Source organism: Pseudomonas sp. MF6755, assembly GCF_016405635.1.
Taxonomy (GTDB): Bacteria; Pseudomonadota; Gammaproteobacteria; order Pseudomonadales; family Pseudomonadaceae; genus Aquipseudomonas; species Aquipseudomonas haemolytica.
In genome coordinates, this window is the sequence record NZ_JAEKDA010000012.1 from 64,489 (window position 1) to 88,305 (window position 23,817).

The 23,817-nt window shown below is 60.0% G+C and carries 18 protein-coding genes; 5 read left to right on the top strand and 13 right to left on the bottom strand.

Annotation, left to right across the window (positions count from 1 at the left end):
* The first annotated feature begins 76 nt into the window (after positions 1-76).
* Positions 77-4,945: an NAD-glutamate dehydrogenase gene (locus JFT66_RS17250; RefSeq protein WP_153839573.1), complete on the top strand. Its 4,869-nt coding sequence runs from the start codon at positions 77-79 to the stop codon at positions 4,943-4,945.
* 197 nt (positions 4,946-5,142) lie between these two features.
* Here JFT66_RS17250 and JFT66_RS17255 read toward each other — a convergent pair whose 3' ends face one another.
* The 3 genes from JFT66_RS17255 to JFT66_RS17265 are packed head-to-tail and all read right to left on the bottom strand — an operon-like array spanning position 5,143 to position 7,892.
* The gene (locus JFT66_RS17255) at positions 5,143-5,829 is read right to left on the bottom strand and encodes a GntR family transcriptional regulator (protein ID WP_153839574.1); all 687 of its coding nucleotides are present in this window, start codon (positions 5,827-5,829) and stop codon (positions 5,143-5,145) included.
* A gap of 17 nt (positions 5,830-5,846) precedes the next feature.
* Positions 5,847-6,548, bottom strand: a complete 702-nt coding sequence (locus JFT66_RS17260) for an FCD domain-containing protein (RefSeq protein WP_034119880.1) — start codon at positions 6,546-6,548, stop codon at positions 5,847-5,849.
* 33 nt (positions 6,549-6,581) lie between these two features.
* Positions 6,582-7,892: a C4-dicarboxylate transporter DctA gene (locus JFT66_RS17265; RefSeq protein WP_198859728.1), complete on the bottom strand. Its 1,311-nt coding sequence runs from the start codon at positions 7,890-7,892 to the stop codon at positions 6,582-6,584.
* A 231-nt stretch (positions 7,893-8,123) separates the two neighbouring features.
* Here JFT66_RS17265 and JFT66_RS17270 point away from each other — a divergent pair, with 231 nt between their 5' ends.
* A complete protein-coding gene (locus tag JFT66_RS17270; RefSeq protein WP_198859729.1) occupies positions 8,124-8,753 on the top strand; it encodes a DNA-3-methyladenine glycosylase I in 630 nt (209 codons plus the stop codon).
* 48 nt (positions 8,754-8,801) lie between these two features.
* Here JFT66_RS17270 and JFT66_RS17275 read toward each other — a convergent pair whose 3' ends face one another.
* The 7 genes from JFT66_RS17275 to JFT66_RS17305 form a co-directional block, all read right to left on the bottom strand.
* Complete coding sequence (locus JFT66_RS17275; RefSeq protein ID WP_198859730.1) at positions 8,802-9,203, bottom strand: cupin domain-containing protein; 402 nt, start codon at positions 9,201-9,203, stop codon at positions 8,802-8,804.
* An 83-nt stretch (positions 9,204-9,286) separates the two neighbouring features.
* Entirely contained in the window at positions 9,287-10,720 is a 1,434-nt protein-coding gene (pdxR, locus tag JFT66_RS17280) for a MocR-like pyridoxine biosynthesis transcription factor PdxR (RefSeq protein WP_198859731.1), read from the bottom strand.
* Between the two features lie 70 nt (positions 10,721-10,790).
* Positions 10,791-11,558, bottom strand: a complete 768-nt coding sequence (locus JFT66_RS17285) for an SDR family oxidoreductase (protein WP_153839578.1) — start codon at positions 11,556-11,558, stop codon at positions 10,791-10,793.
* Positions 11,559-11,579: 21 nt separating this feature from the next.
* Positions 11,580-12,647 carry a phosphotransferase family protein gene (locus JFT66_RS17290; RefSeq protein ID WP_153839579.1) on the bottom strand — a complete coding sequence of 356 codons (1,068 nt, stop codon included), beginning with the start codon at positions 12,645-12,647 and terminating at the stop codon, positions 11,580-11,582.
* Between the two features lie 129 nt (positions 12,648-12,776).
* Positions 12,777-13,730 (bottom strand): 2-hydroxyacid dehydrogenase, encoded by a 954-nt coding sequence (locus tag JFT66_RS17295; protein WP_034119874.1) that lies wholly within the window; start codon positions 13,728-13,730, stop codon positions 12,777-12,779.
* 485 nt (positions 13,731-14,215) lie between these two features.
* Positions 14,216-14,740 carry a cysteine hydrolase family protein gene (locus tag JFT66_RS17300; protein ID WP_198859732.1) on the bottom strand — a complete coding sequence of 175 codons (525 nt, stop codon included), beginning with the start codon at positions 14,738-14,740 and terminating at the stop codon, positions 14,216-14,218.
* 241 nt (positions 14,741-14,981) lie between these two features.
* Complete coding sequence (locus tag JFT66_RS17305) at positions 14,982-15,428, bottom strand: hypothetical protein (RefSeq protein ID WP_034119872.1); 447 nt, start codon at positions 15,426-15,428, stop codon at positions 14,982-14,984.
* A 507-nt stretch (positions 15,429-15,935) separates the two neighbouring features.
* Between JFT66_RS17305 and JFT66_RS17310 the strand changes: the two genes are divergently transcribed.
* Entirely contained in the window at positions 15,936-17,213 is a 1,278-nt protein-coding gene (locus tag JFT66_RS17310) for a serine/threonine transporter (RefSeq protein WP_034119871.1), read from the top strand.
* Between the two features lie 231 nt (positions 17,214-17,444).
* On the opposite strand, the gene acnB is transcribed toward JFT66_RS17310, so the two are convergent.
* Positions 17,445-20,054: a bifunctional aconitate hydratase 2/2-methylisocitrate dehydratase gene (gene acnB / locus JFT66_RS17315; RefSeq protein ID WP_162524976.1), complete on the bottom strand. Its 2,610-nt coding sequence runs from the start codon at positions 20,052-20,054 to the stop codon at positions 17,445-17,447.
* Between the two features lie 395 nt (positions 20,055-20,449).
* On the opposite strand from acnB, the gene JFT66_RS17320 reads away from it, so the two are divergent.
* Complete coding sequence (locus JFT66_RS17320) at positions 20,450-20,920, top strand: DUF1289 domain-containing protein (protein WP_034119869.1); 471 nt, start codon at positions 20,450-20,452, stop codon at positions 20,918-20,920.
* A 123-nt stretch (positions 20,921-21,043) separates the two neighbouring features.
* Here the strand turns inward: JFT66_RS17320 and JFT66_RS17325 are convergent, their stop codons facing one another.
* Positions 21,044-21,907 carry a universal stress protein gene (locus tag JFT66_RS17325; RefSeq protein ID WP_198859733.1) on the bottom strand — a complete coding sequence of 288 codons (864 nt, stop codon included), beginning with the start codon at positions 21,905-21,907 and terminating at the stop codon, positions 21,044-21,046.
* Positions 21,908-22,054: 147 nt separating this feature from the next.
* Between JFT66_RS17325 and JFT66_RS17330 the strand changes: the two genes are divergently transcribed.
* Positions 22,055-22,657 carry a tRNA-(ms[2]io[6]A)-hydroxylase gene (locus tag JFT66_RS17330; RefSeq protein ID WP_034119867.1) on the top strand — a complete coding sequence of 201 codons (603 nt, stop codon included), beginning with the start codon at positions 22,055-22,057 and terminating at the stop codon, positions 22,655-22,657.
* Here the strand turns inward: JFT66_RS17330 and JFT66_RS17335 are convergent.
* The gene (locus tag JFT66_RS17335) at positions 22,613-23,812 is read right to left on the bottom strand and encodes an MFS transporter (protein WP_153839583.1); all 1,200 of its coding nucleotides are present in this window, start codon (positions 23,810-23,812) and stop codon (positions 22,613-22,615) included. The two genes, JFT66_RS17330 and JFT66_RS17335, sit on opposite strands and share 45 nt — an antisense overlap.
* Positions 23,813-23,817: the final 5 nt, after the last annotated feature.

Here is a 23,817-nt window from a genome sequence, read left to right on the forward strand (position 1 = left end):
CAGAGCTGACGGTCTCCCCGCAAGGGGATAACACGCGACGCTTCCATCAATAACAAGCCCAAGCGGAGTACCACAGATGGCGTTCTTCACCGCAGCCAGCAAGGCCGACTTCCAGCATCAACTGCAAGCGGCACTGGCGCAGCACATCAGTGAACAGGCACTGCCACAAGTGGCGCTGTTCGCTGAACAATTTTTCGGCATCATTTCCCTGGACGAACTGACCCAGCGTCGCCTCTCCGACCTGGCCGGTTGCACCCTGTCTGCCTGGCGCCTGCTTGAGCGCTTTGATCACACCCAACCGCAAGTGCGGGTCTACAACCCCGATTACGAACGTCATGGCTGGCAATCGACCCACACTGCGGTCGAAGTGCTGCACCATGACCTGCCATTTCTGGTGGACTCGGTACGCACCGAGCTGAACCGCCGTGGCTACAGCATCCACACCCTGCAAACCACCGTGCTGAGCGTACGCCGTGGCAGCAAGGGCGAGCTGTTGGAGGTTCTGCCAAAAGGCACCCAGGGCGAAGGCATCCAGCAAGAATCGCTGATGTACCTGGAAATCGACCGCTGCGCCAACGCCGCCGAATTGAATGTGCTGAGTAAAGAGCTTGAGCAGGTGCTGGGCGAAGTGCGCGTGGCCGTGGCTGATTTCGAGCCGATGAAAGCCAAGGTCCAGGACCTGCTGGCCGGTATCGACGCCAGCCAGTTCGCCATCGACGGCGAAGAAAAAGCCGAGATCAAGAACTTCCTGGAATGGCTGGTGGGCAACCACTTCACGTTCCTGGGCTACGAAGAGTTCGTGGTACGTGACGAGGCGGACGGCGGTCATATTGAATATGACGCCGATTCCTTCCTCGGTCTGACCAAGTTGCTGCGCGCCGGCCTCACCGCCGAAGACCTGCGCATCGAAGACTATGCCGTGGCCTACCTGCGTGAACCCACCGTGCTGTCGTTCGCCAAGGCCGCGCACCCAAGTCGCGTGCACCGCCCGGCCTACCCGGACTACGTGTCGATCCGTGAGATCAGTGCCGACGGCAAGGTCATCAAGGAACACCGCTTCATGGGCCTGTACACCTCCTCGGTGTACGGCGAAAGCGTGCGGGTGATTCCTTACATCCGCCGCAAGGTCGCGGAGATCGAACGGCGTTCGGGCTTCCAGGCCAAGGCGCACTTGGGCAAGGAACTGGCCCAGGTGGTTGAAGTGCTGCCCCGTGACGACCTGTTCCAGACCCCGGTCGACGAGCTGTTCAGTACCGTGATGTCCATCGTGCAGATCCAGGAACGCAACAAGATCCGTGTGTTCCTGCGCAAAGACCCATACGGTCGTTTCTGCTACTGCCTGGCCTACGTACCGCGTGACATCTACTCCACCGAAGTGCGCCAGAAGATCCAGCAAGTGCTGATGGATCGCCTCAAGGCTTCGGACTGCGAGTTCTGGACCTTCTTCTCCGAGTCGGTACTGGCTCGTGTGCAACTGATTCTGCGGGTTGACCCGAAGAACCGCCTGGACATCGACCCGCTGCAACTGGAAAAAGAAGTGGTGCAAGCCTGCCGCAGTTGGCAGGACGACTACGCCAGCCTGGTCGTGGAAAGCTTCGGCGAAGCCCACGGCACCAACGTGCTGGCGGACTTCCCGAAAGGCTTCCCGGCCGGCTACCGCGAGCGTTTTGCCGCGCATTCGGCCGTGGTCGACATGCAGCATCTGAACAGCCTCACCGAAGCCAACCCGCTGGTGATGAGCTTCTATCAGCCGCTGGGCCAGGTCTCCGGCCAGCGTGAGCTGCATTGCAAGCTCTACCACGCCGATACGCCGCTGGCATTGTCCGATGTGCTGCCGATCCTGGAAAACCTCGGCCTGCGCGTGCTGGGTGAGTTCCCGTATCGCCTGCGCCATGCCAATGGCCGCGAGTTCTGGATTCACGATTTCGCCTTCATCGCCGCCGAAGGCGTGAACCTGGATATCCAGCAGCTCAACGACACGCTGCAGGACGCGTTCGTGCATATCGTCCACGGCGATGCCGAGAACGATGCGTTCAACCGCCTGGTACTCACCGCCGGCCTGCCATGGCGCGACGTCGCGCTGCTGCGTGCCTACGCTCGCTACCTCAAGCAGATCCGCCTGGGCTTCGACCTGGGTTACATCGCCAGCACCCTGAACAACCACACCGACATCGCCCGCGAGTTGACCCGGTTGTTCAAGACCCGCTTCTACCTGGCGCGCAAGCTCACCGCCGACGACCTGGAAGACAAGCAGCAACGCCTGGAACAAGCGATCCTCACCGCCCTGGACGACGTTCAGGTGCTCAACGAAGACCGCATCCTGCGTCGCTACCTGGACCTGATCAAGGCCACCCTGCGCACCAACTTCTACCAGGCCGACGCCAACGGCCAGAACAAGTCGTACTTCAGCTTCAAGTTCGACCCGCGCGCCATTCCAGAACTGCCCAAGCCGGTGCCGAAGTTTGAAATCTTCGTCTATTCGCCGCGTGTTGAAGGCGTGCACCTGCGCTTTGGCAACGTTGCGCGTGGTGGCCTGCGCTGGTCTGACCGTGAAGAAGACTTCCGTACCGAAGTGCTCGGCCTGGTAAAAGCCCAGCAAGTGAAGAACTCGGTCATCGTGCCAGTCGGTGCGAAGGGCGGCTTCCTGCCGCGTCGCCTGCCACTGGGCGGCACCCGCGACGAGATCGCGGCCGAGGGCATCGCCTGCTACCGCATCTTCATTTCCGGCCTGTTGGATATCACCGACAACCTGAAGGACGGCGCCCTGGTGCCGCCGGCCAATGTCGTGCGCCATGACGACGATGACCCGTACCTGGTGGTCGCGGCGGACAAGGGCACCGCAACGTTCTCCGACATCGCCAACGGCATCGCCATCGACTACGGCTTCTGGCTGGGTGACGCGTTCGCTTCCGGTGGTTCGGCTGGTTACGACCACAAGAAAATGGGCATCACCGCCAAAGGCGCGTGGGTTGGTGTGCAGCGTCACTTCCGTGAACGCGGCATCAACGTGCAGGAAGACAGCATCACCGTAGTAGGCGTCGGCGATATGGCCGGTGACGTGTTCGGTAACGGTTTGCTCATGTCCGACAAGCTGCAACTGGTCGCGGCCTTCAACCACCTGCACATCTTCATCGACCCGAACCCGAACCCGGCCACCAGCTTCGTCGAGCGCCAGCGCATGTTCGAGCTGCCGCGTTCGTCCTGGACCGATTACGACACCAGCATCATGTCCGAAGGCGGCGGGATCTTCTCGCGCAGCGCCAAAAGCATCGCCATCTCGGCGCAGATGAAAGAACGCTTCGACATCCAGGCCGACAAACTGACCCCGACCGAGCTGCTCAACGCCTTGCTCAAGGCACCGGTAGACCTGTTGTGGAACGGTGGTATCGGTACCTACGTCAAGGCCAGCACCGAAAGCCATGCCGACGTGGGCGACAAGGCCAACGACGCGCTGCGGGTCAACGGCAACGAGCTGCGCTGCAAGGTGGTAGGCGAGGGCGGTAACCTGGGCATGACCCAACTGGGTCGTGTGGAATTCGGCCTCAATGGCGGCGGTTCCAACACTGACTTCATCGACAACGCCGGTGGTGTGGACTGCTCCGACCACGAAGTGAACATCAAGATCCTGCTCAACGAAGTGGTGCAGGCCGGTGACATGACCGACAAGCAGCGCAACCAGTTGCTGGCGAGCATGACCGACGAAGTCGGCCACCTGGTGTTGGGCAACAACTACAAGCAGACCCAGGCCCTGTCCCTGGCTGCGCGCCGTGCCTACGAGCGTGCCGCCGAGTACAAGCGCCTGATGAGCGACCTGGAAGGCCGTGGCAAGCTGGACCGCGCCATCGAGTACCTGCCGACCGAGGAACAGCTCACAGAGCGCGCGTCCACCGGCAAGGGCTTGACCCGTCCAGAGCTGTCGGTGCTGATCTCGTACAGCAAGATCGACCTCAAGGAAGCGCTGCTCAAGTCCCAGGTGCCGGATGACGAGTACCTGACCCGTGACATGGAGACCGCGTTCCCACCGAGCCTGGTGGCCAAGTTCGGCGAGGCCATGCGTCGTCACCGCCTCAAGCGCGAGATCGTCAGCACCCAGATCGCCAACGACCTGGTCAACCATATGGGCATCACCTTCGTGCAGCGACTCAAAGAGTCGACCGGCATGAGCCCGGCAAACGTGGCCGGCGCCTATGTGATCGTGCGTGACATCTTCCATCTCCCGCACTGGTTCCGTCAGATCGAAGCCCTGGACCACCAGGTTTCCGCCGACGTGCAACTGGAGCTGATGGATGAGCTGATGCGCCTGGGCCGTCGCGCTACGCGCTGGTTCCTGCGCAGCCGTCGCAATGAGCAGGACGCTGGGCGTGACACCGCGCACTTCGGCCCGCACCTGGCTGCGTTGGGTCTCAAGCTCGACGAACTGCTGGAAGGCCCGACCCGCGAAGGCTGGCAGACCCGCTACCAGGCCTACACCGAAGCCGGCGTTCCGGAGCTGTTGGCGCGCATGGTGGCAGGTACGACTCACCTGTACACCTTGCTGCCGATCATCGAAGCCGCCGACGTAACCGGGCATGACGCCGCCGAAGTGGCCAAGGCCTACTTCGCCGTTGGCAGCGCCCTGGACTTGCCATGGTACTTGCAGCAGATCAGCGATCTGCCGGTGGCCAACAACTGGCAGGCCCAGGCCCGCGAAGCCTTCCGCGACGACGTGGACTGGCAGCAACGGGCGATCACCATCTCGGTACTGCAAATGGCCGACGCGCCACAAGACATGGAAGCCCGCGTGGCCCTGTGGCTTGAGCAGCATCAGGACATGGCCGATCGCTGGCGCGCAATGATGGTGGAAATCCGTGCAGCAGTGGGTACGGACTACGCCATGTACGCGGTCGCCAACCGTGAGTTGCTGGATCTGGCGTTGAGCGGTCAGTCGGTGCTGCAACCGGCTTGATCAAGCGGTAAATAAAAAGCCCCCGCATCGTGAGATGCGGGGGCTTTTTATTGGAACACTATTTATCAATCAACGAGGGGCCAAATGTGGGAGCGGGCTTGCTCGCGAATGCGGTATATCAGACACATATGTGTTAACTGACCCACCGCATTCGCGAGCAAGCCCGCTCCCACATTTTGATCTGCTTACACTTGGGTTCAGTGGTGCTTGAGTAATTTGGATTCCAGGTGATCCAGATGCAGGGTCATCAGCGCCACTGCGGTGGTTGAATCGCGCTGCTCAATCGCCTCCACGATCGCCTCATGCTCCTGCCACGCGCAATACGTGCAGGCCTTCGCTTCATATTGGGCAATGATCAACGACGTCAACGGCACCAGGCTGTTGAGAAACTGCGCCAGCGGCGCATTGCCTGCCATCTGTGCCAATTGCAAGTGAAACTCCCCCGATAACCGGATCGCCGGCCCCCGCTGATCACGCTCGATACAGTCGCGCTCGCGTGCAATCAGTTCGCGCAGTTGGCGGATCTGTCTCGGTGTTGCCTGGGCGCAGGCCAGTTGCACCACGGTGATTTCGGTCAGGCGCCGCGCTTCCAGAATCTGCCGCGTGTGCTGGGCATCTGGCGCGGCGACCTGGGCGCGTTGATTGGGGCGCAGGATGATCACTTGCTGATGGGACAGCTTGGCCAGCACCCGGCGGATCACGCTGCGGCTCACGCCAAAGGTTTCGCCCAGGCTTTCTTCGGTGAAGCGGCTGGACGGGGCGATGCGCTGTTCGAGAATTGCGTCGAACAAGCGGGGGTAGATGTCATCCACCGACAGCTTTTTACCAGGCACCAGGCGCAGTGCAGGGAGGAGTGGGTCGCGTTGCAAAGCGTGAGCGGTCATGGTCGTCCTCCAGAAAATCAACTGCCCAGATGGTCGTCCGGGATGTTCAAGCGAATGCCCATGCGCAGGCCTTCCTGAAGGATATGCCGACGCATTTCGGCGCTGGCCAGGGCGCTGTTTTTATTGCGGATGGCGCGCACCACGGCTTCGTTTTCCTGCAGGCGTTCAGCCAAGTGCTCAGGCGAATTACGCAGCACGTGGGCGCTTTGCTTGAGTGCAGTGCTGGTTTGCTGCACTACGTTCTGGAAAATCGGGTTGGAAGTCAGGGCGAACAGTTCTTCGTGAAAGTCGATATACGCGTTCATGCCGGCTTCGGCGTCACCCGCATCGAGGGCTTCGCGCATGTCCATCAGGGTCAGGCGCAACTGGCCGACTTCCTTGCTGCTGATGGACTGGGCCACCAGGCCGACGATAAAGGGTTCGAGGGTGTAGCGCAGTTGCAGGATGTCTTCGAGGCTGGCATCGGCGACGGCATCACTCGACTGCGGCTCGCTGATACTGGTCTCCAGCACCACCACGCCTTTACCGGGCATGGAGCGCACCAGGCCGAGGGTTTCCAGCACGATCACGGCTTCGCGCAGGCTGGGGCGACTGATGCCCATTTGTTCAGCCAGTTCACGCTGGCCGGGCAGCATTTCACCACGCCGCCACTGGCCCTGCGCCAGGGCGGCGCGCAGTTTTTCTACGACTGAATTGACGACGGTTGAAGTGCTGATCACGTCGATGGCTCCTGAATGTTGCAAAAAAACAAATTAGAACTCCTGATGCGTCGGCAACACCGGCTTTTTGGCCTGGAAGGCATAACCTTGCTGGCCGTCCAGCACCTTGTTGGCGCGCTGGATGTCGATGTCTTTTTCCCACCGGGCAATCGCCACGGTAGCCACGCAGTTGCCGATCAGGTTAGTCAATGCACGGCCAATGCCCATAAACCAGTCCACTGCCAATACCAGCACCAGGCCAACCACCGGAATCGCCGGAATAGCCGTGAGCGTCGCCGCCAGAATGACCAGCGCCGAGCCCGGGATACCGTGGGCACCTTTGGATGTGATCAACGATACCAGCAGGATGGTCAACAAGTCGGTCATCGACAGCGGAGTACCGGTGGCGTTGGCGATAAACACGATGGCCAGGGTCAGGTAGATCGAGAAACCGTCGAGGTTGAACGAGTACCCTGTCGGAATCACCAGGCCGACAGTCGAGCTGCCGATGCCCAAGTGTTCCAGCTTACGCATGATCTGCGGCAGCACGGCATCGGACGAAGCGGTGCCCATCACGATCAGCAGCTCTTCGCGCAGGTACTTGAGCAGGGGCAGTATGCGCAGGCCCGACAGGCGCATCACCAGCCCGAGGATCAGCCCGACGAAAGCAAAGCAGGTCAAGTAGAACAGGCCCACCAGGCTGCCCAGGTGTTGCAGGGAGTCCAGGCCGTAGGTGCTGGTGGTGAACGCGATCGCGCCGAACACACCAATCGGCGCCAGGCGCACGATCATGCCCATGATGCGGAAGATCACGTGGCTCAGCTCGTTGATCAGCCGCGAGATGCCGCTGGCCGCCTCACCCACCAGGTTCAACGCACTGCCGAACAGCACCGAGAACAACAACACTTGCAGCACATTGTTATCGGCGAATGCGCCGATCACCGAGTTGGGGATCAGGTCCATCAGGAACTGGCTGGTGCCGCGGATGTGTTGGCCCTTGTCGGCCAGTTCATTCAAACCGGCGGAAGAGAGCTGCTCCAGGTGGATATTGGCGCCGCTGCCGATGCCGGTGCTGAACGCCATGATCAACCCGAGCACCAGGGCGACAGTGGTGAGTACTTCAAAGTAAATCACCGACTTGAGGCCGATGCGCCCGACTTTCTTCAAGTCGCCGGCGCCGGAAATACCGCTGACCACCACGCAGAAGACGATCAGGCCAATCAGCATTTTGATCAGCTTGATAAAGCCGTCACCCAGGGGTTTGAGTTGCGAGGAGAATTCGGGAAGGGCCAGGCCGCAGACTACGCCTAGCATCAGGCCGATCACGACTTGCAGGAAAATCGAACGCGAGCACCATCTGAGCATGGGAAGGATCTCTATTCGGTGCCCTGGTGGTTCCAGGGCTTAATTGTTGTGGTCTTACCGGTAAGTCCAGTGCGTGGCCAGTCTACGCCTGGCTTTTTTCAAATAACAAGTAAATATTCGGCGGCTTGCAGGTCCCGGTCTGACCAGTTAGTCGGTCAGTACGATGCTTGAGCGGTTGACGGGGTTTAAATTTTTTTGCGTATCATCCGGCCTCTGTACACGAGGTGACGAATGGACCCATCAGGTCTGACAACCGACGCAGCCGGGTGCACCCATTGCACATGGCGCAATGCCGCCCCCGAATACCTCCATTACCACGACCAGGAGTGGGGCGTGCCGGTGGCGGATGACATTCAGTTATACGAGAAGATTTGCCTGGAGGGCTTTCAGGCGGGGATGGCGTGGATCACCATCCTGCGCAAGCGCGAAAGCTTTCGGCTGGCGTTCGAAGGTTTTGATTTTCGCCGGGTGGCGCAGTACGGCGAAGCTGAGATTGAACGCTTGATGAACAACCCGGGTATCGTGCGTAATCGGGCCAAGATTGTTTCCACTATCAACAATGCGCGCCGAGCCTGTGAACTGGTGGATGAGACCGGCTCGCTGGCGCGCTGGTTGTGGGCATTCGAGCCTGCCGAGCAAGAGCGCCCGGCGCTGGTGGACATGGCGTACTGGACGGCCAACCCGACATCACCGGCGTCGGTTCGCTTGTCCAAGGCCCTGAAGAAGCGCGGTTGGACCTTTGTCGGCCCGACTACGATGTATGCGTTTATGCAGGCGATGGGAATGGTCAATGACCACCTTGAAGGTTGCGTTTGTCGGCAGCGGATTGAGGCGCTGCGCAACCACTTCAAGCGACCCTGACCCTGTGGGAGCGGGCCTGTTCCCATATTGGTTTTGTATCGTGGCGGGTTACTGTGGCAGCGGGGTCAGCACTTCAGCCTTGTCATCCAGCACCATCACCACCAGCAGTTTGGCCGGTTGGGTCTGGCTGGCATTGCTCGATTCAAAATGCCGCGAACCGGCCGGTTCGTAGAACGATTCCCCAGCTTTGTAAGTGATCGCTTTCTCCTCGTTGACCCGCGACGTGATCTCGCCTTCCAGCACATACGCCACGGCCGTACCGGTGTGGCTATGGGGCACGGTGGCCTGGCCGGGGGCGTAGTCGACGGTGAGCATGATGGTTTTCTTGCCGGGCACATTGGTCAAGGCGTGCTCTTGCAGCACCTTGATCGTTTCCTTGTTGTACACCGGGTCGTGGGCAAATGCGCCGAGGGAGGCGAGCATCAGCGTGGTGGCGAGCAATCGTTTCATGGTGAGGGTCCACATAGTTCAAGACCTCTCCACCCTACGCCGCAGCGTGCACACCACCAATGACCAATGCGCCGGAAAACCCCTTAGCCAATCTGCTGGAGGATATCGCGAACCTTGTCCAGCGCCGGGTCGATGTCCAGGGTTTCAATGGCGCCGAAGCCGATGATCAGGCCCGAGCGAACCGCAGCGTCGTGGTAAAACACGTCCAGCGGATACAACCCCACGTCCACCTGGCGCGCCAGTTCGATCAGCAATGCAACATCCACTGGCACTTTGCACAGCGCTGCCATATGAAAGCCGGCCACTGTAGGCACCGCTTCAAACCACGGTGACAGGTCACCCGCCAGACGCTGCAGGATGCGCTCGCGGCGCCCGGCATAGACGCTATGGCAGCGGCGGATATGCTTGAGCAAATAGCCCTCGCTGATGAACTTGGCCAGTGCCCATTGCGGCAGGGTCGAGCAGTGCTGGTCAGTCAATTGCTTGGCCTTGAGCACAGCGCCATAAATCGCCGGTGGGAGCACTGCATAGCCCAGGCGCAACTCCGGCAGCAGGGTTTTGGAGAAGGTCCCGACGTAGGTCACCACGCCGCGGGTGTCCATGCTTTGCAGGGAGTCGGTGGGGCGGCCTGCGTAGCGGAATTCGCTGTCGTAGTCATCTTCGATAATGATTGCGCCAAGCTCGATGGCCCGCGCCAGCAACGCTTCGCGGCGCGGCAGGCTCATGGGCATGCCGAGGGGGAACTGGTGTGACGGCGTCACGTAGATCAATCGCGTGCCATCGGGAATTTTTTCGACCTGAATACCGTGTTCGTCGACCGGCACACTCGCGACGCTGGCGCCCATCGCCACGAACAGTTGGCGTGCCGGGCTGTAGCCTGGGTCTTCCATGGCCACGATGCTGCCCGGTTCCAGCACTACGCGGGCGATCAGGTCGAGGGCCTGCTGCGCGCCATTGGTGACCACGATGTCGCTGTCGCGGCATTTGACCCCACGGGAGAAGGCGATATGCCCGGCAATGGCACTGCGCAACGCGGGCAGTCCCTCGGGCTGGCTGTAGAAACCGCTGTTCTGGGCGATACGGCGCAGGGCGTCCTGGGTGCAGCGCCGCCATTCGTCCTGGGGGAATTGATTGCGTGTGGTGGCGCCGCCGATAAATTCATAGCGCAGGATGCTGTCGTCGGTGGGATGGCGCATGGGCGAGGGCAACGCCGCCCACTTGCCCAGGTTGGCAGCGCAGGCCAGGTCGGTGGCGGTCTGTACGCGGTCGGGCTGTGGCGCCCACGCATTGACGAAGGTGCCTCGGCCAATCTTGCCGACCAGCAGGCCTTCGTACGTCAAGGTCGCGTAGGTGTCGGAGACGGTTTTGCGCGATATGCCTAATTGCTCGGCGAGCAGCCGGCTGGGAGGCAGTTGTGCACCGGCCGAGAGTCTCCCGGTGGCGATGGCTTCGCGTAACTGCTGATAAAGCTGGGCAGCCAGGTCCTTGCGGCCGGTGATGACGAGGTGCAATTGCATGTTTCATCCTGGGGCAGATCGATCTGCGCCAAGGTTACTCGCAAACCGATCCGAAGAAACCCAGGTGGCGTCAGGACAAGAAACCACCGTCCACATTCAGCGACACGCCGGTGGTGTAGCTTGAGGCATCACTGGCCAGGTACAGCACCGCGCCGGCCATTTCGCTGGGGTCGGCCACACGCTTGAGCGGGATCTGGGCCAGGGCCACTTTCAGGATCGAGTCGTTCTTGACCAGCGCCGAGGCGAACTTGGTGTCGGTCAGGCCCGGCAGCAACGCGTTGCACCGGATGCCGAATGCCGCACATTCCTTGGCAAACACCTTGGTCATGTTGATCACGGCGGCCTTGGTCACCGAATAGATACCCTGGAACACGCCGGGCGAGATACCGTTGATCGAGGCCACGTTGATGATGCTGCCGCCGCCGTTCTCACGCATCAGCTTGCCGGCTTCCACCGACATGAAGAAGTAGCCACGGATATTCACGTCCACAGTCTTCTGGAAGGCGGCCAGGTCGGTGTCCAGCACGTTGCAGAATTGTGGGTTGGTGGCGGCATTGTTGACCAGGATATCCAGGCGTCCGAACTGCTCGCGAATGCCGGCGAACACCTGGGTGATCTGTTCCATTTCACCAATATGGCAGGCAACGGCGGTGGCTTTGCCGCCGTCGGCGATGATCGCATCGGCCACGTGCTGGCAACCGTCCAGTTTGCGGCTGGAGACAATCACATGGGCGCCTTGCTGGGCCAGCAACTTGGCGATGGCCTCACCGATGCCACGGCTGGCACCAGAAACGAAAGCAATCTTGCCATCAAGGTCGAACAGGTTGGTCTTGGACATAGAAATTCCTTGTTGTTGCAATCAGAGTGCGGATTTACCGATGACATTCAGGCTCATCTGCTCCAGCAGCTTGTTCATGTGGATGAACTGCGCAAAGCGTTTGTCCTGGGTCTGGCCATGGAAGAAACGGTAGTAGATCTGCTGCACGATGCCGGCCAGGCGAAACAGGCCGTAGGTGTAATAGAAATCGAAATTGTCGATCTGGATATCGGAGCGCTCCGCGTAGTAGTCGACAAACTGGCGGCGGGTGAGCATGCCGGGGGCGTTGCTCGGCTGACGCCGCATCAGTTGCACTGGCGCCGGGTCTGCGGATTCGATCCAGTAGGCGAGGGTGTTGCCCAGGTCCATCAGCGGGTCGCCCAGAGTGGTCAGTTCCCAGTCCAGCACGCCGATGATCTGCATCGGGTTATGCGGGTCGAGGATCACATTATCGAAGCGGTAGTCGTTGTGCACGATGCTGGAAGTCGGGTGGTCGGCTGGCATCTTGTCGTTGAGCCAGGCGCGTACCGCCTCCCATTTTGGTGCGTCGGGGGTCAGGGCCTTTTCGTAGCGGTCGCTCCAGCCGCGAATCTGCCGCGCCACGTAGCCTTCGGGCTTGCCCAGGTCGGCCAGGCCGCAGGCGTTGTAGTCCACCCGATGCAGTTCGACGAACTTGTCGATAAAGCTTTTGCACAAGGCTTCAGTCTTGAGCGCGTCCAGCCCCAGTTCGGCCGGCAAGTCAGAGCGCAGGATGATGCCGTTGACCCGCTCCATTACATAGAACTCGGCGCCGATCACCGACTCATCGGTACAGTGCACATAAGCCTTGGGGCAGTACGGGAAGCCATCTTTAAGCTGGTTGAGAATGCGGTATTCGCGGCCCATGTCGTGGGCAGACTTGGCCTTGTGGCCAAAGGGCGGGCGGCGCAGCACGAATTCCTGGCCCGGGTATTCCAGCAGGTAGGTCAGGTTCGATGCGCCGCCGGGGAACTGGCTGATCGTGGGCGTGCCACTCAAGCCCGGGATATGGGCCTTGAGGTAGGGATCGATCAGGCCGGCATCAAGCTCTTCGCCTGGGCGAACCTGGGTTGATTGGTCGTTCAGCGCCATGCTTATCCCTTCTGCTTATTCTTAAGGCCTTGGACTATTTCCTAATCTAATGCGCCCAGCCGCCCAACGACAAGGTCGGGGCGGCTTAATAGGTTAGCGTGTTGAAGGGTGATCAGCGTGCCTGATTGGTCACTTTGCAGGCGCTGGCAACGTGACCGGCGTGAGCGCCGGGCGGCCGGCAAAGTATTCCACCAGGTTGTCAGCGACACGCTGCACGGTGTCGTGGGCGGCTTCCGGTGACAGGCCTGCGACATGGGAGGTGAGCACTGTATTGTTCAGGCGCTTGAGGGCGTCCGGTACCTTGGGCTCGTCGTCGAACACATCCAGTGCGGCGCCGCCGATACGCCGTTGTTCCAGTGCGGCCACCAGATCAGCGGTCACCACCACGCTGCCGCGGCCGATGTTCACCAGATAGCCGTGTGGCCCCAAAGCGTCGAGGGCATGGCGGTCGATCAAGTGACGGGTGCTTGCTCCGCCGGGAGTCGCCAGGATCAGGAAGTCCGAGTTTCGGGCTAGCTCCACGGCCGTCGCACAATAGGTGTAATCCACGTCATCGCGGGGTTGGCGGTTGTGATAACTCACCTCCATGCCGAAACCGAGGGCGGCGCGCTTGGCGATCTCCATGCCTACGGCACCAAGCCCGAGAATTCCCAGTTGCTTGCCCGCCAGGGAAGGGCGCATGACCTTGGGCCATTCGCTGCGCCGCACGGCGGCATCCGTCTGGGGAATGCCGCGCACCAGCGAGAGCAGCAAGGCCATGGCGTGATCGGCCACCGAAGGCGCGTTCACCCCGGCGCCGTTGGTCACCACGATCCCACGATTGCTCGCGGCCTGCAGGTCCACGTGTTCGTAGCCCGCTCCGATCACGCAGATGATTTCCAGCAAGGGCAACGCGGCGATTTCCTCGGCGTACAGCCCCAGCGGGCCACGGGTCACTACGGCCTTGATCTGCCCGCCTTGGGTCTTGATCGCCTGGGCCCGTTCAGCAGGAGTCGGCGCCAGGATCACATGAAAATCATTGCTCTCGATGATTTGCAGGTATTCATTGATGGTTTCAACCAGGACCAGAACAGTGATGGGCATCGCAAGGCTCTTCCTGAAGGGTTTGAGAGCATGAGTATGCGGGATTTATAAGGCGGAACGTTTTATTGGGATGGAAAAATTTCTTCTTTCGTCAGACCAATCTGAATTTGGAGACCGTCCATCGTAGCCGCTTTTTTGCGCAAGACTTTAATGACTTTCCCATCAGCAGAGACGACATGGATGCTTGTTCCTGCCACACCCGAAGAGATCGAATGGACGCCGTATGGTTACAAACACAGCCCCTCAACGCTGGCTCCCTGGAGAGCGGTTATCGCCAGTACGCTTGTCGGCCCCGCCAAGTACAGGCCGGGCATCGCTATTGAAAAGCTTGAAAGGGAGGCTTATAAAAACGGAGTACCCACTACGAATCGCTGACTGCCCACGAGACGACTGAACTGATGGAAAAACTGGATATTGCGCAGAGCACCATAAAGGGCGAGCTGCGCAATGCAAGCCAGGGGAACTCGGCTTCTTGATTGGAAGCGTCAGCTCCAGATATCCCTCGCTTTGACCCGCTTTGTAAATGCCCCGGCCAACGTCGCATTGTGATGCTCGATGATCGCCTTGGCCGACAGCGCCGGCGTATCCATGCACGTATGGCCGTCCTCCGGTAACACCACCGAGAACCCCAGTTCCACTGCCACACGACAGGTGGTATCGACGCAGAACTGAGTTTTCATGCCCACGATGACCAACTCCTCGATTTGCGCCGCCGCTAATTGCTGCGCCAGATCGGTGCCCAGGAAACAGCTTGGGCGGGTTTTATTAAACAGGTGGTCGTGGGACTCGTCGACGTTCAGGCCTCGCCACAGCTGCCACAGTGGGCTACCTGCTTCAATGGGCGAGCCGGTGGGGCCGGTATGGCGAGCGAAAAAAATTGGCGCGCTAGCCGAGCGGGCGCGTTGGATCAATTGGTTGACGGTGTCCAGCACACGTTCGCGCTCGAAGGGCTTTTGCGGCCCGTCGTACAGGCCGGTTTGTATATCAATGATCAGTAGGGCGGTAGCCATGGTGTTACTCCTTGAGAGTGCCGGATGGCGGAGCAACAAAAAAGGCCCCGTCCATCGCTGGCGGGGCCTTGGGGTATTTCCGGAGGGTGTCTAGATGAAGCACCCACGGTCACCGCACGACCCGCCATTGGCGGTCGTGGTGGTGGTGTGGGTGAGGTTCAACTGAATAAGGTTCATGCCCCGATCATGCTGGGGCGGGCGCGCGGCTGTCAACGGGCGTGTCCGATTTGTTTCCCCCAATCTATTGGGCTGTGCCCGTATTCCGTGCCTGGGCTTGCTCTCTTTGAGCGATCGGCATGAAGTCGTACGTAGGAAAGAATTCGGTCTGGTATGCGCCCCAGGCAGTGTTTTCAATCGCAAGGTTGACCTCAGCCAGGCGCGACGCCGGCAAGCGCAGGACGATGACCTGCCCTATGCCCATGGTTATATTCCAACTGACGACTTCTACGCCGGCAGGCGGGAATACCTTGTGAAATTCCTGTTTGGCAAGTTGGGCTTTCAACTCGCCTAGCGGTCGTGATTGATCGTGTTTAAGAAAGACGGTCAACATGACTGCATTGTCAGGTGTGACGGCGATACTTTTTGCAGGAGAGGCTGCACTTGCCTGCGCCATGGCTGAGCTGGGTAGCAGTACGGCCGCCAGCAGTGCAGGTATTAACAGAGATTTGAATGGCGTGGGTATATTCATATCAAGGTGCCTCGTTTGTTATTGGTTTTTATGGCTGGATATAAAGACGTGAGTCAACGCAGTAAAAATCAGGCTGATAAAAGCAATATTGAAACTTCGCATTGTCAAGCTCCTGAAGTCTTTATTAAGTATTGTTGTCAGTGCGGGGGGGCGATATTAGTTTGGGGGTTTGTGGCTGCTCAATAGCTATGAATGGTTCTGTAACAGTTCAGGTGTTGTATGGGTAAAAATATAATTTTTATGCGAGTGATCTTTGAAGTTTTTGTCGGACTCTTCTTGTGTATTTTGTTTGTTACATGAGAGGACGTATTGTCCGTACGACTCTACGGCAGTCCAAGTCCTTCACCGACGGCCGTCCTTGAACGGCCGCACCGCATAACCATTCCTCAGCTAAGTCTTTGCTTATTCAAGAGAATCCCGGACAATCCGGCCCTTGTTATGGCCAGGGCGCTGCCTGTCAGGGGTTTCTGACTCGTCCTGGCCGTGTGAATGCGGAGATCCGACCGGATGAATGATCAGGCCAATAGCGTCGACGAACGCTATGCAACGACACCTGCAACCCTCACAAGCTGGAGCCGCCAGGACACCACCTGGATGCTCGGGCTGTTCGGTACCGCCATCGGCGCCGGTACTTTGTTCTTGCCGATCAACGCGGGCCTGGGAGGCTTCTGGCCACTGGTGATCCTCGCGCTGCTTGCGTTCCCGATGACGTTCTTTGCCCACCGAGGGCTGACCCGTTTCGTACTGTCCGGCCGTGAAGGTTCCGACATCACCGATGTGGTTGAAGAGCATTTCGGTATCAAGGCCGGTGCGCTGATCACCTTGCTGTACTTCTTCGCGATCTTCCCGATCCTGCTGATCTACAGCGTGGCCCTGACCAATACCGTCAGCAGCTTCATGGAGCACCAGTTGCACATCATGCCGCCGCCGCGGGCGATCCTGGCGTTTGTGCTGATCCTCGGCCTGTTGGCCGTGGTGCGTTGCGGTGAGCAAGTGATCGTCAAGGCCATGAGCTTGATGGTGTATCCGTTTATCGTCGCCTTGCTGTTCCTTGCGGTGTACCTGGTGCCGCATTGGAATGGCGGCATTCTGAGTACTGCCAGTGAGGTGCCGGCGCCTTCGGCGTTGCTTAATACGCTCTGGCTGGCGATTCCGGTGATGGTGTTCTCGTTCAATCATTCGCCGATCATTTCGGCCTTTGCGGTTGACCAGAAGCGCCAGTACGGCGTACACGCCGAGGAGCGCAGTTCGCAGATCCTGTCCCGGGCGCACTTGTTGATGGTGGCGATGGTGCTGTTCTTCGTGTTCAGTTGCGTGCTCACCCTGTCGCCAGCGCAGTTGGCCGAGGCGAAAGCGCAGAACCTGTCGATCCTGTCGTACCTGGCCAACCACTTCGACAACCCGACCATCGCTTTCGCTGCGCCGTTGATTGCGTTCGTGGCGATTGCCAAGTCGTTCCTGGGCCACTACATCGGTGCGAGCGAGGGCCTCAAGGGCTTGGTGATCAAGACCGGTCGCCGTCCGGCACCGAAGACCCTGGACCGCATGACCGCCGCATTCATGCTGGTGGTGTGCTGGATCGTCGCCACGCTGAACCCAAGCATCCTTGGCATGATCGAGACACTGGGTGGGCCGATCATTGCATCGATCCTGTTCCTGATGCCGATGTACGCGATCCGCAAGGTGCCGGCGATGGCCAAGTACCGTGGGCAGGCGTCTAACGTGTTCGTTACGGCGGTAGGTTTGGTGGCGATTACGGCGTTGGTGTATTCGCTGATTGCCTAAGGTTTGACACAGCCCTCAAGGGCTGACCAGATCCAAATGTGGGAGGGGGCTTGCCCCCGATAGCGCAGGTTCAGTCGATTGATGTGTGACTGATGCACCGCCATCGGGAGCAAGCCCCCTCCCACATTTGTTTTGTGGTGTTGCTGATACCGTATTGCGGGCATAAAAAAACGCCGCGTACCTTGCGATACGCGGCGCTGATTTACCAGGTATAGCTACATCAACACACCGTTAAGCTTGAATCACCGGGATGTTGGCGCTTGCTGCGACCTTGCGGAACTCAGCGATCTGGTCGAAGTTCAGGTAGCGGTAGACGTCACTGGCCATGGTGTCCAGTTTCGCTGCGTAGCCCATGTACTCTTCGACAGTCGGCAGGCGACCCAGGGTAGAGGCCACGGCCGCCAGCTCAGCCGACGCCAGGTAGACGTTCGCACCATCACCCAGGCGGTTCGGGAAGTTACGGGTCGACGTCGACACCACGGTCGAATTCGGCTCTACACGTGCCTGGTTACCCATGCACAGCGAGCAACCCGGCATTTCCATGCGCGCGCCAGCCTTGCCGTAGATACCGTAGTAGCCTTCTTCGGTCAGTTGGTGAGCGTCCATCTTGGTCGGCGGCGACAGCCACAGACGGGTTGGCAGCTGGCCCTTGACCTGTTCCAGCAACTTGCCGGCAGCGCGGAAGTGGCCGATGTTGGTCATGCACGAACCGATGAACACTTCGTCGATCTTCTCGCCAGCAACGCTGGACAGCAGGCGTGCGTCATCCGGGTCGTTGGGTGCGCAGAGGATCGGCTCGTTGATCTCGGCCAGGTCGATCTCGATGATTTCGGCGTATTCGGCGTCGGCATCGGCTTCCATCAGTTCCGGGTTGGCTACCCAGGCTTCCATCGCTTGGGCACGACGTTCCAGGGTACGCGCATCGCCGTAGCCTTCGCCGATCATCCAGCGCAGCAGGGTAATGTTGGAATTCAGGTACTCGGTGACGGAGTCCTTGGACAGCTTGATGGTGCAACCGGCAGCCGAACGTTCAGCCGAGGCGTCGGACAGCTCGAAAGCCTGTTCCAGCGTCAGGTCGTTCAGGCCTTCGATTTCCAGGATGCGGCCGGAGAAGGCGTTCTTCTTGCCTTTCTTCTCTACGGTCAGCAGGCCAGCCTGGATCGCGTAGTAAGGAATGGCATGAACCAGGTCACGCAGGGTGATGCCAGGTTTCATCTTGCCTTTGAAGCGCACCAGGATCGATTCCGGCATGTCCAGTGGCATCACGCCAGTGGCTGCGGCGAACGCGACCAGGCCAGAACCGGCCGGGAACGAGATGCCCATCGGGAAACGGGTGTGGGAGTCACCACCGGTACCGACGGTATCCGGCAGCAGCATGCGGTTCAGCCAGCTGTGGATGATGCCGTCGCCTGGACGCAGCGATACACCGCCACGGGTCATGATGAAGTCAGGCAGGGTGTGGTGGGTGGTCACGTCGATCGGCTTTGGATAAGCCGCGGTGTGGCAGAAGGACTGCATCACCAGGTCGGTCGAGAAGCCCAGGCACGCCAGGTCTTTGAGTTCATCACGGGTCATTGGACCGGTGGTGTCCTGGGAGCCGACGGTGGTCATCTTCGGTTCGCAGTAAGTACCTGGGCGAACGCCTTTGCCTTCCGGCAGGCCGCATGCCTTGCCGACCATTTTCTGTGCCAGGGTGAAGCCTTTGCCGGTGTCGACAGGTGCTTCAGGCAGCTTGAACAGGTCGGTAGGGCCCAGGCCCAGTTCGGCGCGGGCCTTGTCGGTCAGGCCGCGACCGATGATCAGCGGGATACGGCCGCCGGCGCGAACTTCGTCCAGCAGTACCGGGGTCTTCATTTCGAAGGTGGTCAGGACTTCATCAGTGCCGTGTTTGCAGACTTTGCCAGCATGAGGGTACAGGTCGATCACGTCGCCCATGTTCATGTTGGTGACGTCGAATTCGATAGGCAGTGCGCCAGCATCTTCCATGGTGTTGTAGAAGATCGGGGCGATCTTGCTGCCGAAGCAGAAACCGCCGGCACGCTTGTTCGGCACGTAAGGCACGTCGTCGCCGAAGAACCACAGTACCGAGTTGGTGGCCGATTTACGCGACGAACCGGTACCGACCACGTCACCGACGTAGGCGATCGGGAAGCCTTGGCCGCGCATTTCTTCGATCTGCTTCATCGGGCCGGTCTTGCCTTGCTCGTCCGGTACGATGCCTTCGCGCGCCATTTTCAGCATGGCCAGGGCGTGCAGCGGGATGTCAGGACGGGACCAGGCATCAGGCGCAGGGGACAGGTCGTCGGTGTTGGTCTCGCCGGTGACCTTGAACACGCGCAGGCTGATCTTGTCGGCCAGGGTAGGGCGGTTGCGGAACCACTCGCCGTCAGCCCAGGACTGGATCACGCCTTTGGCGTGCTCGTTGCCGTTGCGGGCTTTTTCAGCCACGTCGTGGAACGCATCGAACATCAGCAGGGTGTGCTTGAGCTGGGCGGCCGCGACGGGCGCCAGGGTGGCGTCGTCCAGCAGCTCGACCAACGTCACGATGTTGTAGCCGCCTTGCATGGTGCCGAGCAGTTCAACAGCGCGTTTCTTGTCGATCAGGGGGGAAGTGGCTTCGCCCTTGGCCAGGGCAGACAGGAAACCGGCCTTGACGTAGGCAGCTTCGTCAACGCCTGGTGGAATGCGGTTGGTGATCAGGTCAACGAGGAATTCTTCTTCGCCAGCCGGAGGATTTTTCAGCAGCTCGACCAGGCCTGCGGTTTGTTCGGCGTTAAGCGGCTGGGGAACGATACCCAGGGCGGCACGCTCTTCGATATGTTTGCGGTAGGCTTCAAGCACAGTTATTACCCTCATCAGTGGTCCCACGGGACGCTCATCCAGGAATGAACGGCACGCATGCGCTCGGGGGCTTTTTGAGCCGCAAAGCCAGCGCTGCCGGCATTCCTTACAGAAGCTGTTTTCAAAGTTTTACGCCTGCAGAACGGAGCTGATGAGGGTTGGCGCGGGCTCTGACCTACCGGGTCGAACCTGCGCCAACACCGTTCTGAAGGAACGACTGTGCTCGTGACGCTTTGAAAACAGCTTCCAGCGGATTATTGGCGCCTTACAAGGCCGGGTGATTCTACGGCAAAAAAAAACTAAAGGTAAGTTACCTAACCAAGTTTGCGAGGTGATCAACCTTAGACAAAGGGCTAACATGGCGCACTGTTTCGCTGATTTGCGTGTCGTTGCCCATGCCCAACCAAACTATCAAGACCCCCTGCGTCGGCCTGTGCTCCACGGTCTACGGCGATCTCGTGTGCCGCGGCTGCAAGCGCTTCCATCACGAGGTGATCCAGTGGAATGGCTATAACGAAGAAGAAAAACGCGCCGTCTGGCTCAGGCTTGAGCAACTGCTGGTGCAGGTGATGGCCGGCAAAGTGGAAGTCTTCGACCCCAAGACCCTGCGCGGGCAGTTGGAGCAACGCAAGATTCGCTTTGTGCCGCACCAGTCCGAGTATTGCTGGGCCTACCAGTTGATCGCGCGCGGGGCGCGGGTGATCAATAACCTGGAGGCGTATGGCATGGTGCTGTTGCCGGAGTTTCGCGACTGGCCCTTGCCGGACCTGCGCGATGCCATCGACCGTGAGTTTTTCATCTTGTCCGAGGCGCATTACCAGCGCTATATCGCCCCGGCTTTCCTGAAAGATTCGCTATCCACCTGACAGCATGCATCCAAATGTGGGAGGGGGCTTGCTCCCGATTGCGGTGGGTCAGTGAAGGATGGGCTGACTGACACGCTGCTATCGGGAGCAAGCCCCCTCCCACATTTTGCCCTTCATTGTTCTTCAGGGCTTGGTCGCAAGCTCTTGCAGGTGATCCATCAACGTCTGTGGCTTGAGCACCAGCACATCGCTTTCCACCGCATCGAGCACCACCTCCGCGGTATTGCCGATCAATGCCCCGGAAATCCCGGTGCGCGCCACGGTGCCGATGATGGTCACCGCCGCCTGCAACTGATGGGCAATATGCGGGATCAACACATCCGCCGGGCCTTCCTTGATATGCAGATGTGCATCATCGACGTCGAATTCGGCCTGGAATGCCTTGCACTGCTCGCGATAGCGCGCCTCGATGGTTTCCTTGAGCTGGAAGGTCGGGTCCGCCGCTGACAGCATCGGCGACGGGTGGGCACTGATCACGTGCAATTGCGCCTTGGCCAGGCTGGCGATATCAAAGCCGTGGTCGATGATCGCGTTGTGCAGTGAGCGGTGTTCGCTGTCGGTATTGCCCACATCGATGGCCGCCAGAATCACGCCGCCGGCCCATGGCGTGGAGGTCTTGACCAGCAGCACCGGCGTCGGGCAATAGCGCAACAGCTTCCAGTCCGCCGGGGTCAGCAGGGCCTTTTTCAGCGGGCTGTCGGGGAAGTGCTGCTTGATTACCAGGCCGCAGCCCTCGGCCTGCTGCACATCAATGATGGTTTCATGCAGGCTGGCGTTCCACGCCTGTTCGGTGGTGACGCTGTAGCCGTCTTCCTCTAGCCCGGACTTGAGCACGCTCAACAGCGCAGAATGCTCGTGCTTCTTGTCGCAGACAAGCAAGTGCAGGTGCGCGTCGGTCACCCCGGCAATCAGCTTGGCACGCTTGAGGGCCAGGCTTTCCGAATGCTCGGGCTCGATGACCACCAGGATGCTGCGGGTGGCTTGCATGATCGGGTTCTCCAGGAAGGGGCGTGCAACAACTATAGTTGCTGCCTGCCAGACGTCATGTTGATACACATCAAGGCCGGTGGCTGGTGGTCTGCGGCGGGGTCGGTATAATCGGCGCCCTTTTGTGATCCTTTGCCCGTGAGCCCGATGAACCTGCCCGAAATCCACGAATTCCTCGGCTGCCGTACCCCCGACGCCTGGGTCCAGGCCGCTCTGGCTGATCAGGACACCCTGCTGATCGACCACAAGAACTGCGAATTCAAAGCCGCCAGCACCGCCCTGAGCCTGATGGCCAAGTACCACGGCCACGTTGACCTGATCAACATGATGTCGCGCCTGGCCCGCGAAGAGCTGGTGCACCACGAACAAGTCATGCGCCTGATAAAAAAACGCAAGGTCGAGCTGCGCCAACTGCACGCCGGTCGTTATGCCTCGGGTTTGCGCAAGGTGGTGCGCAGCCATGAGCCGGTCAAGCTGGTGGATACCCTGGTCGTCGGCGCTTTTATCGAGGCACGCAGTTGCGAGCGTTTCGAAGCGCTGGTGCCGCATCTGGACGAAGAGCTCGGCAAGTTCTACTTCGGTTTGCTGAAAAGCGAGGCGCGGCACTTCCAGGGTTACCTGAAGCTGGCCTACCAGTACGGTGATGCCAAGGACATCGCCCAGGTCATCGAGCGGGTGAGGGCAGCCGAACAGGAACTGATCGAATCACCCGACGTCGAGTTCCGCTTTCACAGTGGCGTGCCAGCCTGAGGCCACGGCCACGCCGATCAAGGCGGTGATACCGGCCAGCAGCAGGATCACCGTTTGCATGCCCAGAGGCGCGGCCAGCACGGCAATCATCAGGCCCGCCAATGGCTGGGCAAGGTTATTGAGCAAGGTAATCACCCCCACCGTCTTGCCGAAATCCTGCACCGGAATAACCCGTTGACGGGTGCTGCGCAGGTACACGTTGAACATCTTGTCGAAGCCGGTCACCAGCAGGAAGCCCACGGCGTAAGCCCACACGCCGGGGCTGACGGCGGTGATCAGCGCGCCGACGGCAATCATCGTATACGACAGCCCTCCCATGACTTTCAGCGGCATTGAAGAGCGCGCCAGGTAAAACAGAATGCCGATGGTGACCACCGCACCAGCGGCTTGCAGCAGGGCGTAGGCGTCTTTATCCGCGGCGTATTGACCGGTGACCATGGCAGCCGAGGTGGCCAGTGTCACCCCGATAATCAGGTTCACGCCGACTGCGAGGGTAATGATGCGCCTCAACTCCACCCGGTCGCGGATGTGGCCGAACGCTGTGCGCAGCGGCTGCAGCCAGATACCCGGATGCTGCGCATGGGTTTGCAGGTCCACCGTGGTGTTGCGCTGCCAGATCAGCATCGCCAGGTCAGCCAGCACAAACAGCGCGGCGACGCCCATCACCACCCAAAGCCACGCCCAGACCTCCAGCAGCAGCGCCGCCACCAACGGCCCGAGCACCAGGCCGCTCTGATCGGCAATCTGCGAATAGGACAGGGTCTTGGCGTAGGTGTAACGCTCAAAGATATGCGGCATCAGCACCTCCCGCGCCATGATGCCCTGGGTGGTCAATACCCCGCACAACGCAGACAGGATCACCAGCCAATGGATACCGTCGAACAGCCCATACAGCGCCACCGCCACTACACAGGCCAGCGCCCGATACACCTGGCTGATATGCAGGATGCGCACCGGTGAAAACTTGTCGCACAACGCCCCGCACACGGGAAATGCCAGGTAGCGCGGCAGCGACTCGACAAAGAACGCCAGGCCCGCCCATGACACACTGTTGGTGGTCTGGAACACGATCAGCGGCACGATAAACAACAGGATCTGGTCGGCCAACCGTGACAGGAATAGCGAAACGAAGAACGCCAGGTAATCCTTGCGCATGAAAC